The sequence below is a fragment of the Phyllobacterium sp. P5_D12 genome (genome assembly GCF_054049495.1).
The window spans coordinates 1-14,717 of record NZ_JBFUMG010000061.1 but is presented as its reverse complement, the minus strand read 5'-3'; the positions used below and the strand labels follow the sequence as shown (position 1 = coordinate 14,717).

Annotated in this window: 8 protein-coding genes; 6 read left to right on the top strand and 2 right to left on the bottom strand. The window is 55.1% G+C overall.

Annotated elements, in window-relative coordinates; genetic code table 11:
* Positions 1-242 precede the first annotated feature (242 nt).
* The 6 genes from ACXJ5O_RS06840 (at position 243) to ACXJ5O_RS06815 (ending at position 13,568) form a co-directional block, all read left to right on the top strand.
* A complete protein-coding gene (locus tag ACXJ5O_RS06840; RefSeq protein WP_457299228.1) occupies positions 243-1,271 on the top strand; it encodes a sulfate ABC transporter substrate-binding protein in 1,029 nt (342 codons plus the stop codon).
* Between the two features lie 4 nt (positions 1,272-1,275).
* Positions 1,276-2,136 (top strand): sulfate ABC transporter permease subunit CysT, encoded by an 861-nt coding sequence (gene cysT / locus ACXJ5O_RS06835; RefSeq protein WP_224507966.1) that lies wholly within the window; start codon positions 1,276-1,278, stop codon positions 2,134-2,136.
* Positions 2,126-3,007: a sulfate ABC transporter permease subunit CysW gene (gene cysW / locus ACXJ5O_RS06830; RefSeq protein ID WP_457299227.1), complete on the top strand. Its 882-nt coding sequence runs from the start codon at positions 2,126-2,128 to the stop codon at positions 3,005-3,007. The genes cysT and cysW overlap by 11 nt, the downstream gene beginning before the upstream one ends.
* Positions 3,008-3,029: 22 nt before the next feature.
* Positions 3,030-4,067 (top strand): sulfate/molybdate ABC transporter ATP-binding protein, encoded by a 1,038-nt coding sequence (locus ACXJ5O_RS06825; RefSeq protein ID WP_457299226.1) that lies wholly within the window; start codon positions 3,030-3,032, stop codon positions 4,065-4,067.
* Positions 4,068-4,397: 330 nt separating this feature from the next.
* Positions 4,398-12,989, top strand: coding sequence for a GH36-type glycosyl hydrolase domain-containing protein (locus tag ACXJ5O_RS06820; RefSeq protein WP_457299229.1), 8,592 nt, complete (start codon positions 4,398-4,400; stop codon positions 12,987-12,989).
* Between the two features lie 144 nt (positions 12,990-13,133).
* Complete coding sequence (locus tag ACXJ5O_RS06815) at positions 13,134-13,568, top strand: transcriptional repressor (RefSeq protein ID WP_457299225.1); 435 nt, start codon at positions 13,134-13,136, stop codon at positions 13,566-13,568.
* A gap of 34 nt (positions 13,569-13,602) precedes the next feature.
* Here ACXJ5O_RS06815 and ptsN read toward each other — a convergent pair whose 3' ends face one another.
* The gene (gene ptsN / locus ACXJ5O_RS06810; protein WP_112525519.1) at positions 13,603-14,067 is read right to left on the bottom strand and encodes a PTS IIA-like nitrogen regulatory protein PtsN; all 465 of its coding nucleotides are present in this window, start codon (positions 14,065-14,067) and stop codon (positions 13,603-13,605) included.
* 80 nt (positions 14,068-14,147) lie between these two features.
* Positions 14,148-14,717 (bottom strand): ribosome hibernation-promoting factor, HPF/YfiA family (hpf, locus tag ACXJ5O_RS06805; protein ID WP_457299224.1); only part of this gene is annotated, 570 nt, incomplete at its 5' end.

Genomic DNA, 14,717 nt, shown 5'->3' with positions numbered 1-14,717 from the left:
CGATTATTCCAGCATGGTCCCATTTTCCAGAAAAGACGGCAGCGACCTACTCAATCGGCCACAAACGGCCGTGCTACTTAAGTTTGAGAGAATCCTATGCTCACCCATAATAGACGACTGTTTCAGTAGACTATGCCGATACGGTAGAATATTCTAATTTTTCCCTGTAAAAGGAATTCTTTCTAACGCCCCTATTTGGGAGCGCTCTGCTACGCTTCAGTTCTAATCATACGGAGGCAGGCATGAAACATTCTCGATTTTCCCTAGCACTGGCGGCTGTGTTGCTTGCAGCAACGGTCGCCATTCAGCCGATGTCTGCTGCCAACGCGGACACCACCCTTTTGAACGTGTCTTACGACCCGACACGCGAGCTTTACAAGGATTTCAATGCGGCGTTCGCAGCCAAGTGGAAAGCCGACACGGGCGAGACAGTGACTATCCAGGCATCTCACGGCGGCTCAGGTGCGCAGGCACGTTCCGTCATCGATGGGCTGGACGCGGATGTCGTGACGCTGGCGCTTGAAAGCGATGTGAATGCCATCGTTAAAGCCAAGAAAATCAATCCCGACTGGATCAAGAAATTTCCGCACAACTCTGCGCCCTACACGTCGACCATCGTTTTTCTCGTGCGCAAGGGCAATCCGAAGGGCATCAAGGATTGGGGGGACCTCGTCAAAGATGGTGTAGAGGTGATCACGCCTAATCCTAAAACGTCCGGTGGCGCCCGCTGGAATTACCTTGCGGCATGGGCTTGGGCCAACGCGCAGTACGGCGGCGATGAGGCCAAGATCAAGGAGTATATTGGAAATTTGTTCCAGCACGTTCCCGTGCTCGATTCCGGTGCACGCGGCGCGACCAATACATTCGCCCAGCGCGAACTCGGTGACGTATTGCTTGCCTGGGAAAATGAGGCCTACCTGGCATCAGCGGAATTCGGCGATGACAAATTCGATATCGTCGTTCCACCCAGCTCGATCCTCGCCCAGCCGTCGGTTGCCGTGGTAGATGCGAATGTTGATGCAAAAGGCACACGCAAGGTAGCTGAAGCCTATCTTGGATATCTTTATTCCAAGGAGGGCCAGACGATCGCAGCCAAGCACTATTATCGTCCCTCCGAGCCTGAACTGGTACCGCCGGAGCTGATCAAAAAATTACCGGAGTTGAAACTGGTTACGATCGATGATCCAATCTTCGGCGGATGGGCAAAGGCACAGCCCTATCACTTCGGAGATGGCGGAACGTTTGACCAGATTTACAAGCCGAAACAGTAACAACATGACATCCAACCTTGCGAAAGCGGGTTGGCGGTTTAAGCAGCCGAGCGTTATTCCAGGATTTGGAATGACGCTCGGCTTCACTCTTGCCTACCTCGCACTGATTGTTCTCATTCCTTTAACAGGCCTTGTCTTGCGCTCGGCATCATTGGGGTTTCCCGGATTTTGGCACGTAGCGACTGATCCACGAACCGTAAATGCGCTGAAAATCAGCTTTGGGACATCCCTTATTGCTGCTGTGATCAACGTTATCTTCGGTGTCATCGTTGCGTGGGTACTGGTGCGCTACCGGTTTCCAGGCCGTCGAATTGTCGATGCCATCGTCGATCTGCCGTTTGCGTTGCCGACCGCAGTTGCCGGCATTGCGCTGACGGCGCTTTATTCCAGAAACGGCTGGATAGGTCATTGGCTCGATTTGATCGGGATCAAGGTTGCTTTCACGCCGATCGGCATAACCATCGCCTTGATCTTTATCGGACTGCCCTTTGTGGTTCGGACCGTTCAGCCAGTGATGGAAGAAATCCGCAAGGAAGTCGAAGAAGCTGCAGCGACACTCGGCGCCAATCGCTTCCAGACAATTACGCGGGTGCTCTTGCCGGGCTTGCAGCCGGCCATCCTGACTGGATTCGCGCTGGCATTTGCGAGGGCGGTAGGTGAGTACGGTTCTGTGATCTTTATCGCTGGAAACCTTCCTTATGTCTCAGAAATTGCACCGCTTTTGATTGTGATCCGGCTGGAGGAATTTGATTATGCAGGTGCGACTGCGATTGCTACGATCATGCTGTTGATCTCATTTTTCATGCTTTTCGTCATCAATCTCATTCAGGCCTGGAGCCGAAGGAGGTATGGTTATGGCGCTTGATCCTGTTCAAATCACAGATCCAACAGCCACGGCGCGGCACGCCACCACCGAGCGGCGCACGGCACGCTTTGTTCTGACCGGTATTGCCCTGGTTTTTCTTGCGCTGTTTCTTGTGCTTCCGCTCGTATCGGTTTTTGTCGAAGCGTTTCGCAAGGGTCCTGCCGAATATTTCGCTGCATTTTCAGAACCTGATGCTCAGGCAGCCATTCGTCTGACACTGCTGGTAGCTACCATTGCGGTACCGCTCAACGTTGTTTTCGGCGTTGTTGCAGCGTGGGCGATCGCCAAGTTCGAATTCAAGGGCAAGGCTTTCCTGACCACATTGATCGATCTGCCGTTCTCGGTATCGCCCGTCATTTCCGGCCTCGTATATGTACTGTTGTTCAGTTCTCAATCCGCACTGGGTCCTTGGCTGAAATCACATGGCATCGAGATCCTTTTTGCCGTGCCAGGAATCGTGCTGGCGACCATGTTCGTCACCTTTCCATTTGTTGCGAGGGAATTGATTCCGCTGATGCAAGAGCAAGGTACGACCGATGAAGAAGCCGCGTTATCGCTCGGGGCCAATGGCTGGCAGACGTTCTGGCACGTGACGCTTCCAAACATCAAATGGGGCTTGCTCTACGGCGTACTTTTATGCAACGCCCGGGCCATGGGGGAATTTGGCGCAGTGTCTGTCGTTTCAGGACATATCAGGGGCCTCACAAACACGATGCCGCTGCATGTCGAAATTCTTTATAATGAATATAATTTTGTCGCTGCTTTCGCAGTGGCTTCGCTCCTGGCGCTTCTTGCGCTGGTAACACTCGTTCTCAAGACTCTGCTGGAGCTGAGATACGGCGCGGAGCTACGTGCAGTTGGCGGACACTAGGTCGTAGAGGGGAATAGAATTTATGGATGTTCGCGTAAGTGGTGTACGCAAGGAATTCGATCGGTTTCCAGCGCTGCACGACGTTTCACTTGATATCAATTCTGGCGAACTCATTGCGCTGCTCGGTCCGTCCGGATCTGGCAAGACCACGCTGTTGCGCCTGATCGCGGGACTTGAAACTCCCACCGAGGGCAAGGTTTTCTTTGGCGACGAGGATGCTTCGCTGAAGTCCGTGCAGGAGCGGAATGTCGGTTTCGTCTTTCAACATTATGCTCTGTTCCGCCACATGACAGTGATTGACAATGTCGGCTTCGGCCTGAAGGTACGTCCGGGTTCAAGTCGGCCCAGCAAGGACGAAATTCGTCGACGCTCGTCGGAACTTCTTGACTTCGTGCAGCTTTCCGGCCTTGAGAAGCGCTATCCGGCGCAGCTCTCGGGCGGCCAGCGTCAACGCGTCGCGCTCGCCCGTGCCATGGCTATCGAACCACGTGTGTTGTTGCTGGACGAACCCTTTGGCGCGCTCGATGCGAAGGTCCGCAAGGAGCTTCGCCGCTGGTTGCGTGAGATTCACGACAAGACCAAGCACACGACTGTTTTCGTGACGCACGATCAGGACGAGGCGCTTGAATTGGCAGACCGCGTCGTGGTCATGAGCCAAGGCAGGATAGAACAGATCGGCACCCCCGATGAGGTCTATGACCGGCCGAATTCACCGTTTGTCTACAGCTTCATCGGTGAGTCGAGTTCCATCGGCGTTCAGATCAAGAACGGCGAATTATGGCTTGATGGCCAAGCGTTGAGTATCTCGAGCGATCGACCTGACGGCGAAGGACTGCTGTATTTCAGGCCGCACGATGTCGATCTTATTGAGGGCTCCGATGAAGGCATCGCCGGTACAGTCGTTGCAAGCCGCCGTGTCGGTGCTACACGGCGCATCGAGCTCCGAATAGCTGGGGTAACCGATCATGTGGAGATCGAAATTCCAGCCGACCATCCGGCAACGGAAACAAGCCGCATCGCTTTTCGCCCCAAACATTGGCGCGTGTTCCCGAAGAGCTGATGCGACCCAACTGGGCGAAAGACCGGGATGGCCAAATCCCGGTCTTTTTTGTTACAGTTAGTGGCCTCACAGTTATCGCGAAGCGGTGGGTTGTTCGGCTGCGACCCGCCGCTACAGCGGCTTTCCCCTGTGCAGAAGCTTCAAAATTGCGTACAAAGGCTAATAGAAATCTGACTCATTTTCATCAAAACTGATCGCTAACGATAAAAGTGGTGATAGCTTAATTGCCATGACCTGATTAGACCGTAAACTGAACGTGGGACGATCGGCCCCTGATCGCCTTAGTGCTGCAATCCCGAAGATTCTTTCTTCCAAACTGAAATGAAAACAATGCCCGTATTGAGCTTTTTTCAAGCGTTTGCATCCCAGAAGAAGACTGTTGGTCAGATTTTTGCTGTCCAACCTAACCCTATACGGGCTCATTACAAATCGATCGACGATTTGAGGGATCTTGGGACCCGGGTAGCGAAGGGCGAAGACGTCCGATTGCCCGATTACGAGCCGATGGTTTTCGAGCAGCGAACTGTCGAAAACGCCAGGCTGATCCTGCATTCCTACCGTTCCTCCGATGCGGCAGCACGCAACGGCGAAACGATAACACCAGCGGCTCAATGGCTTTTGGACAACTATTACCTGGTCGACCAGAACATACAGCAGGTCGAGCGCGACCTGCCCAAGAAATTTTTCAGACAGTTGCCGCCACTAGCGAACCAGCCCAACATCCCCCGGGTAATGGCGCTCGCCTGGCTTTACGTCGCGCACACGGACAGTCAGTTTTCGCTGAATAGCCTGAGCGCCATCGTTGAAGGGTTCCAGACCGTCGAACCGCTGCATATCGGCGAATTGTGGGCACTTCCATCCGCCGTTCGCTTTATTCTAATCGAGAATGCCCGGCGTCTTTCGCTGCGCGTCGAGCGTGCCCGCCGCATGCGCGCCTATGCCAATAGCGTTGCCGACGAAATCACACTGAACGCTGAGAAAGATACCCTCCCGCAGCTTTTGGCACAGTATGCGCCAGCGGCCAAGGACAGCRCTTTTGCCACCCACCTGCTCTACCGTTTGCGCGGCGGCACCGCTCACTCCGGAGCCGCGGTCGCGTGGCTCGAAGACGAGCTCGAAAAGAATGGCAGCGATTCCGAGGATGCCATCATTCAGGAACATACACGCCAATCGACGGGCGGCGTGAGCATGGGCAACCTCATTCGAAGCCTGAAGGCGATCGATGACGTCGACTGGATTACCTGGTTTGAGACAGTTAGCGGCGTCGATGCCGTTCTGCGCGACAACTCCAATTTCGATGCTCTCGACTTTCATTCTCGCAATGCCTACCGCGTTGCTATTGAAAAGATTGCACGCCGCTCAGGCAAGAGCGAACACGACATCACACAATCGGCTCTAGAACTTGCACATAAAAGTGCTGAAGAGACCGCTGGCGCAGGCGGTGTTACCGAGCAGCGCAAACGCGATGTCGGCTATTATCTTGCCGGAGACGGCCGTCCGGAACTTGAAGAGACATGTGGCTACAAGCCGACCGTGCTTATTCGCTGGGTACGTTTCTACCGGAGATTGGGTCTCGCCGGCTTGTGGGCGCCAGCTTCGTTTTTCTCGATCGCCATTCTCTTACTGATCAATTATTTCCTGCGCCGTGCCGGATTGTCTGACGGCATGACCTGGCTGTTCACTTTGCTGGCAGTGTTCCCCACGATGGAGACGGCCAACGGCTTCGTCAACTGGATCATACCGATGTTCATGCCGCCGACGCGGCTCATCGGCTTCGAGTACAAGAATGGCCTGCCTCCAGAGGCAAAAACCCTCGTTGCCGTGCCGACGCTGATCACCTCGCGTGACTCCGTCGATGAGCATATCCGCAATCTCGAAGTTCACTATCTCACCAATCCGCGTGGCGAGGTCTATTTCGCCCTTTTGACGGACTGGGCCGACAGCAAATTCGAACAGACCGACGATGATCTCGACATCTTCGACTATGCGCGGGAGAAAATCACCGCGCTCAACGAGCACTATACGCAAAACAATCCCCGCTTCTTCCTGTTGCATCGCAAGCGCCTGTTCAATGCGCAGGAGAACCGCTGGATGGGCTGGGAGCGCAAGCGCGGCAAACTGCACGAGCTCAATATGCTGCTGCGCGGCGACAAAGATACGACGTATTTCCCGTCGAACGAGGAAATCCCGACCGACATCAAGTTTGTGATGACGCTCGACTCGGACACCCGCCTGACGCCGGACTCCGTCAATCGTCTGGCCGGCAAGCTTATTCACCCGCTCAATCGACCCATCTACAGCGCCAAGGCAGGCCGTGTGGTCAGTGGCTATGCCATCTTGCAGCCTCGCGTCACCCCCTCGCTGACGACCGGCGATGATGCCTCGTTCCTGCAGCGCGTCTTTTCGGTCAATCGCGGCATTGACCCTTACGTTTTCGCAGTTTCCGATGTCTATCAGGACGTGCTGGGAGAAGGCACGTTCACCGGCAAAGGCCTTTATGACATCGATTTCTTTGAAGCCGCACTTGACGGAAAGATCGGTGAGAACGCAGTTCTGAGCCATGACCTGCTCGAAGGCGGCTATGCACGTAGCGCGCTCGTAAGTGATGTCGAAGTGGTCGAGGATTACCCCACGGGCTACAATGTCGATATCTCGCGCCATCATCGCTGGACGCGTGGCGACTGGCAGCTCCTGCCTTATCTTTTCAGCACACGACCGGGTGTCACCGCGGTCACGCGCTGGAAGATGGTCGACAATCTTCGCCGCTCGCTTACACCGATCTTCTGGATCCTGGCTTCCATTGCAGGTTGGACATTGCTGCCACCGGGACTTGCCACACTGTGGCAGTGCTTCATGATTTTCAGCATGTTCATCGTGCCGACGATGATACTATTTACAAACCTGGTGCCGACAGACATGAACCTGTCGCTCAAGGGGCACTTCCAGGCGATTCTCACGGATATTTTTGCCGGGGCGGCAGACATCGCCCTGCGCATCACCTTCATTGCCAACATGGCCTGCTTGATGCTCGATGCGATCGTCCGCACGCTTTATCGTCTGTTCATTTCGCGCAAACATCTGCTTGAGTGGCGCGCTGCGGCCCAAGCAAAGACGAGTTCACCCGATACGCTGAGCTACTACCTGCAACTCATGTGGCCCGCGATAATTGTCGCCCTGATCGCTATTGGCCTTCCCTTGGCGATTCAAAGCCGGGCTTGGTTTCTCGCAGTTCCCTTCGCACTGATCTGGCTGCTATCGCCGGTAATTGCCTGGCTCGTCAGCCGCTCAGCCAAACCTCTCGACGATTTGAACGTGCGCTCATCCGACAAGGGTGAACTGCGGCGTTTCGCCMGCCGTACGTGGCACTACTACGATACATTCGTCACCAAAGAGCAAAACTTCATTCCACCGGACAATTTCCAGGAAGACCCGTATCCCGTTATTGCGACGCGCACGTCGCCGACCAATATCGGCATGTATCTGCTCTCGACTGTCGCAGCCCGGGACTTCGGTTGGATCAGCTTCAACGAGACCCTGACCCGTATCGACCAGACCCTCGAAACCCTCGAGAAGATGGAGAAATATCGCGGCCACCTCTACAACTGGTACGAAACGACAACCCTTCGCCCACTACTTCCACTTTACGTTTCGGCGGTGGACAGCGGTAATTTGGCGGGCCATCTCGTCGCTTTGTCTTCGGCGCTGGAGAAATGGGCTGAGGCACCCTCGGTTTACCTACAGAGCGATCTCGACGGTGTTCTCGACGTCAGCRATATTCTTGAAGAAGCCATCAGCGACATTCCGGATGATCGCCGCGTTTTGAGGCCCTTGCGCCGTCGCCTTGAAGAACGCGTTTCCAATTTCCGCCGGGCAATTACGACGATCAAGGAGGAGCCCGAAACCGCATCGCTACGCACAATCAACCTTGCTCTCTTCGCGGGAGATATCCAGCGCCTGACCGAAGAATTGCATGGCGAACTCGAAAGCCCGATTAGCGCCACCGCCAATGAGTGGGCGCTCCTGCTCGTCAAGACGTGTCAAGGACATACGGACGATGCAATCGGCAGTCACGAGAGCACAGACATTCTGCGCGAACGCTTGGGTACCCTCGCCACACGAGCGCGGCAACTTGCTTTCGACACCGATTTCACCTTCCTGGAGCGCAAGGAGCGGCGCCTTTTGTCCATCGGTTTCCGCGTGGAAACCAACGAGCTTGATGCAAGTTGTTATGACCTTCTGGCCTCCGAAGCACGCCTGGCCAGCCTCTTTGCCATCGCAAAGGGCGATATCCCGGTCGATCACTGGTTCAAACTCGGGCGATTGCTCGTCCCCGTTGGCTGGCGTGGTGCGCTGGTCTCCTGGTCCGGGTCGATGTTCGAATACCTCATGCCGCCCCTGGTCATGATCGAACCGCTAGGAAGCATGTTGGATCAAACCAACAAGCTGATTGTGCAACGGCAGATTGAATATGGAGAGTCAAAAGGGCTGCCGTGGGGTATTTCCGAAGCGGCTTATAACGCCCGCGACCCGGAGATGAACTACCAATACACCAATTTCGGCGTTCCGACACTCGGCCTCAAGCGCGGCCTTTCCAAGAATTATGTTGTGGCGCCGTATGCCAGCATTATGGCCAGCCAGTATCAACCGGCGGCAGCTGTCAAGAATCTGCAACGTCTGCGCGCCATGGGTGCACTAGGACAGTATGGTTTTTATGACGCCGTGGACTTTACCAAGTCACGCGTCCGCGAAGATGAAGAATATGCCGTGGTCCGCAATTACATGGCCCACCATCACGGCATGTCGATTGTCGCCGTCAACAATGTTGTGTTCGAAGGTCGAATGCGTGAGCGTTTCCACGCGGACCCTGTAATCGAAGCAGCCGAGCTGCTTCTGCAAGAGAAAGCTCCACGCGAAATACCGGTTCTACAAGCCAAGGCAGAGAACCCGATGCGCAAGGCCGTGGAAAGCTCGGAAGAAACGGCTTCTATCCGCTTCATCCAGAATCCATTGAGTGCGCCAACCGCAACGCAGATAATGTCGAACGGACATTATTCGGTCATGGTCACTGCCAATGGCGGCGGATACAGCCGCTGGAATGGCCTTGCCATTACACGTTTCCAACCCGATCCGCTCGAAAGCGGTTACGGTACGTTCCTGTTTTTGCGGGATCTCGAAAATGGCGAATGGTGGTCAGCGACAGGCGACCCCGTGCGCGTTGCAGGCGAGAAGAGCACATCCATCTTCGCCGATTACAAGGCGGAATTCGTCAAGGAAAATGGCACGATCCATACTACCGTTGAGGCGATCGTGGCCTCGGATTCCGACGGCGAAGGCCGCCGTATCGTCATCACCAACACTGGCACCAAAGATCGCATCATTGAAGTCACGTCTTACGCCGAACTGGTATTGACGAACGAAGATACCGATACTGCTCACCCGGCGTTTGCCAAGATGTTCGTGGAGACCGAGATCGACAAGCGTGGCGATGCGATCTACGCCACGCGCCGCAAGCGGGGTAATGACGATCCGGATATCCATGTGGCCCATGTCGTAAGCGACAGTTCCGGTGCGATGCGTGAAATTCAGGCTGAAACCGACCGGCGCAACTTTATCGGCCGGGGGCGCTCTTTGCGCAATCCTGCTGCTTTCGACGAAGGCGCGACCCTCAGCGGCAGTCATGGTTTTGTGCTCGACCCCATCGCTTCGCTGCGTTGCCGTGTTCGCGTTCCCGCGCACAAGAAAGTGACGTTGGTCTTCTGGACTCTCGTACGTCCCAACCGTCAGGAGCTTGAGGAGGTCGTTTCCCGCTTCCGCCATCCGGATTGCTTTACCCGTGAATTCTCGCTGTCGTGGACGAGCTCGCAGGTTCGCCTCCACCACATCGGTATCAATCCCGACGAGGCAGCTGAATTCCAGCGCGTCGCAACCAGCCTGATCTATCCCGACAAGGCACTGCGCATGCCGTCGGAAAACATAGCAAGCGGCCTCGGCAGCCAATCCGAGCTTTGGCCCATGTCGATCTCCGGTGACTTCCCGATCCTTGCGCTGCGTATCGACGATGAAGCCGATATGGAAACCCTGAGGAACCTCTTGAAGGCTCACGAATATTGGCGTGCGAAGGGTCTTGTTGTCGATGTTGTCGTCATCAATGAACGTTCCTTCTCCTACGCGCAGGATTTCCAGCGCGGCTTGGAAGCGATCTGTGAAAATAGCCGTGCCCGCGGCGCTCAGCTTGGACCGCGTGTCCACATCTTTGCGGTGCGTAAGGATCAAATGAGTGACGCCAGTTACAACACACTTCTGGCTGCAGCCCGTATTGTCCTGCACGCGCAAAATGGTTCGCTTTCCGAGCAATTGAAACGCATCGCAGGACTGACTGCGGACCTGGTGCCTGTCACGGAAACCAGGGGTAAATCTATAATAACCGGTGACATTGAGAATAGCGATTTGCGGGGGATCGCGCCGGCGCCGACGCAGCTCATGAACAAACGGCGTCCCAAGATTTCTGCAGACGACCTATCATTCTGGAACGGGTTTGGCGGCTTCGACATGAAAAGCGGCGAATATGTCGTTCGTCTTGGTGGGCTGGGCAGCACCCCACAGCCCTGGATCAATGTGATATCCAACCCCAATTTTGGCTTTCATGTATCAGCCGAAGGCGCGGGTTTCACCTGGTCCGGCAATAGCCGCGACTATCAGCTGACACAGTGGTCGAATGATCCGGTCATCAACCGGTCCGGTGAGGCGATTTATGTGGTGGATACGGACAAGAACGCCGCGTTCTCACCGACGGCATCGGTGCTTCGCGACCCCTCTGTCCAGTATGAGACCCGGCATGGACAAGGTTATTCGACCTTTATTTCACGCCACGGCAATATAGGACTTGAGCTTACGCATACGATCGATCCCGACCAACCCGTTCGCCTATCGAGCCTCAAGATCACGAACAATGGCGGTACCGCCAAGCAATTGCGTGTTTACGGATTTGTTGAATGGGTGCTTGGCAATGCTCGCGCAAAGACCGCGCCGTTCATCGTGCCGTCGTGCGATCCTGAAACGGGCGTTTTGTTTGCCCGTAATCCATACGGCACGGACCGGCGTGAGCGTGTGGCGTTCTATGCTGCCAGTGTAAAGCCGCAGTCCTACACAGCCGACCGTGCTGAGTTCTTCGGAGCCCTCGGTTCTGTTGATCGTCCAGATGCGGTGCTTCAGGCAAGGATGCTGTCAAACATGGTCGAAGCCGGTGGCGATCCCTGTGCTGCACTAGCAGTCGATATCAAAGTCGCCGCGGGTGAAACGCAGGAGCTGGTCTTCTATATGGGCGATGCCGGCAGCCACGAGGAGGCCCGCGAGATTCTTGCAAGCCATAGCAAGCGGCCGTTCAAAGACACTTTCTCATCTTCGAGAGCGATCTGGACAGACTTCCTCGATGGATTGCAAGTTGACACCCCGGACGACGCTTTCAATGTCATGGTGAACCGCTGGCTGCCTTATCAGAGCCTCGCCTGTCGTATCTGGGCACGTTCAGCTTTCTACCAGGCGAGCGGCGCCTTTGGCTTCCGCGACCAGTTACAGGATACCCTATCCATGCTGATCCTGGACCCATCGCTCGCACGTCATCAAATTCTCAACGTGTCGGCCCGTCAATTCAAAGAAGGCGATGTTCAACACTGGTGGTTGCCAACGACTGGCGCAGGCGTTCGCACGAAGATCTCCGACGATGTGGTCTGGCTCGGCTATGCCATTGCCCACTATACCTCGGTGACCGGCGACATGAGTATACTGGATGAGCAAGTCGCATTCATCGAAGGCAGGGCACTCGAGAACGGTGAGCATGACGCCTTTTACCAACCGACGATCTCCGACGAGAAAGTCAGGGTATATGAGCATGCAGCCCGTGCACTTGACCTTGCCGTTGCCCGCACAGGCTCCCACGGCCTGCCGCTGATGCTGACAGGTGACTGGAACGACGGCATGAACCGCGTCGGTGAGGACGGCAAGGGCGAAAGCATATGGCTTGGCTGGTTCCTGGTCAGCACTCTGCGCGACGTCTTGCCGATCGCAAGGCATTTCAAGGACAAGGAACGCATCCTGCGATGGGAGGCCCATATTGAGAGTCTGAAAGCCGCTCTCGAGAAGGACGGTTGGGATGGCGACTGGTATCGTCGCGGCTACTTTGACGATGGTGCTCCTCTTGGCTCGAAAAAGAGCGATGAGTGCAAGATCGACTCGATCGCTCAATCCTGGAGCGTCATATCCGGCTATGGCGATCCAGACCGAAGCAAGCGGGCAATGCACTCGGTCGCAACGCATCTTATCGACGATGAAGTCGATATCATCAAGCTGTTCACGCCACCATTCAACAAAACGCGGCATGATCCAGGCTATATCAAGAGTTATCCGGTAGGTGTGCGCGAAAATGGCGGGCAATATACGCATGCCGCAACCTGGGCAGTTCTTGCCATGGCGAAGCTCGGCGATGCGGATGAAGCGTACCGCTGGTTCAAGAAGCTAAACCCCATCAACCATTCGCTGACAATGGACAAGGCCGAGTTTTATCGTGTGGAACCTTACGTAGTGGCTGCAGACGTTTATTCGGTAGACCCTATGCGCGGACGCGGCGGCTGGACTTGGTATACCGGATCCGCTGGCTGGCTCTACCGTGTGGCAACAGAAGGTATCCTCGGTATCAGTCGCCGAAATGACAGGCTGTTCGTCGATCCTGCGCTTCCATCGGAATGGAGCGGCTTCAATTTCGTTCTGCGCAACGGCGAGGCCCGCTATTCGATAGAAGTCAAAGCGACGTCAAAGGGTGCCGGTAAAATCACTGTCAACGGTAAGAAGCTCGCTAAAGCGGAAAATGGCATTCTATTGGAGCCCACGGGTGAGCACAAAGTTATTATCGAAGTGCTCGCGCCATAACGCTAACTTCGGCGTTGTTACACTCCTGCCGCCTGTGACATTTCACCGGCGGCGGGGTTATTTCAGGCCGAAGAACTCATTTCCAGTCGGATTACCAGTTGAGAATCTTTGCAACTGACGTCGATCTGGCGCATAGTCGGCGCTATGAAACATGCACTGAATCAGAAGCCGGATTATGAAAAAGAACTGCGTAAGGCTGGTGTTCGTATCACCAGGCCTCGGCGGATTATCATCGACATTCTGACATCCACCGAAGACCACCCTGATGCGATGAAGATTTTCCATCGTGCCATAGAGATTGACGACAGCATTTCTCTTTCAACCGTTTACAGGACCATGAATCTGCTGGAAGAGATGGGTGCCATCCATCGCCATGCTTTCAATGGCGGACCATCGCGTTTCGAACAGGCCCACGGCGAGCACCATGATCATCTGATCGATATCGATACCGGTGCGGTAGTTGAATTCAAGTCAGACAAGATTGAAAAATTACAGGAAGAGATCGCCAGGTCGCTCGGCTATGATATCGTCCATCACCGGTTGGAACTCTACGGACGCAAGACCCGCCACTCCTCATAAGCCGCTCAAAAGCGGCGGCTTTATGAGCCAAAACTCAGGCGGCGTTAGACGCTGGCTGCGATGTCAGCAGTTCGTAGATCAGGCCCGCATCGTGGGCGGTGCGCAATTTTGCAATGCGCTCGGGATCACGCAGCATACGCGCAATACGGGATAGTGCTTTAAGATGATCGGCCCCGGCATTTTCCGGCGCCAAGAGCAGAAAGACGATATCGACCGGCTGGTCGTCGAGTGCTTCGAAAGCGACCGGTGTTTCGAGCTGAGCGAAAACGCCGGCAATTCGCTTCACGCTATTGATCTTTCCGTGGGGAATGGCAATGCCGTCGCCAATGCCCGTTGAGCCCAAGCGTTCACGCTGTATGATTGTGTCAAATACTTCTCGCTCGCTCAGGCCGGTCAAGGCGGCCGCCTTTTCCGACATGATCTGCAAGAGTTGCTTCTTGGAATTGACTTTCAATGCGGGCAGGACAGCGTCGGGCTGAATGAGATCACCCAGATCCATTATCTCTCTTCCTTCCAATTACCACCCGCATACTGGCTGTACGCGGGCGGTAGTTCAAAATTCGCTATGAATCCGCTTCTTCACGTCGGAGCAACGTTTTCACCCGCCACTGTCGATGGATCGATCCAGCCAATATTTCCATCGGCGCGGCGATATACAATATTTACCTGCGTACTGCCAGCGTTTCGGAAAACAACGACGGGACTATCCTTCAAATCGAGTTCCACGACCGCAGAAGCCACACTCATGCTTCTGAGCGCCATCGATGTCTCCGCAACTATCGTTGGCGCGTAATCTTCCGGAATATCCTCATCATCATCCGGTACGGGCGCCATCACCGTGTAAGAAACATCATCGAAAACCCCATTCGAACCTGGAGCCTGATGCGACTTCAGGCGTCTTTTGTAGCGCCGGAGACGCTTGTCCACGCGTTCACCCGCTGCGTCAAATGCAAGTAATGGATCCTGCGCTTCGCCCGCCGCCTGCAGCACCGTACCGGTATCGAGGCGGACAAGGCAGTCGGCAATAAATCGAGATCCCTGCTTTTCCACCGTGACATGACCGGTATATCCGCCATCGAAGTATTTGGAGACCATCTCCCCTATCCGCTCTTCAATACGAATACGGAAAGCGTCACCAATGTCCATATG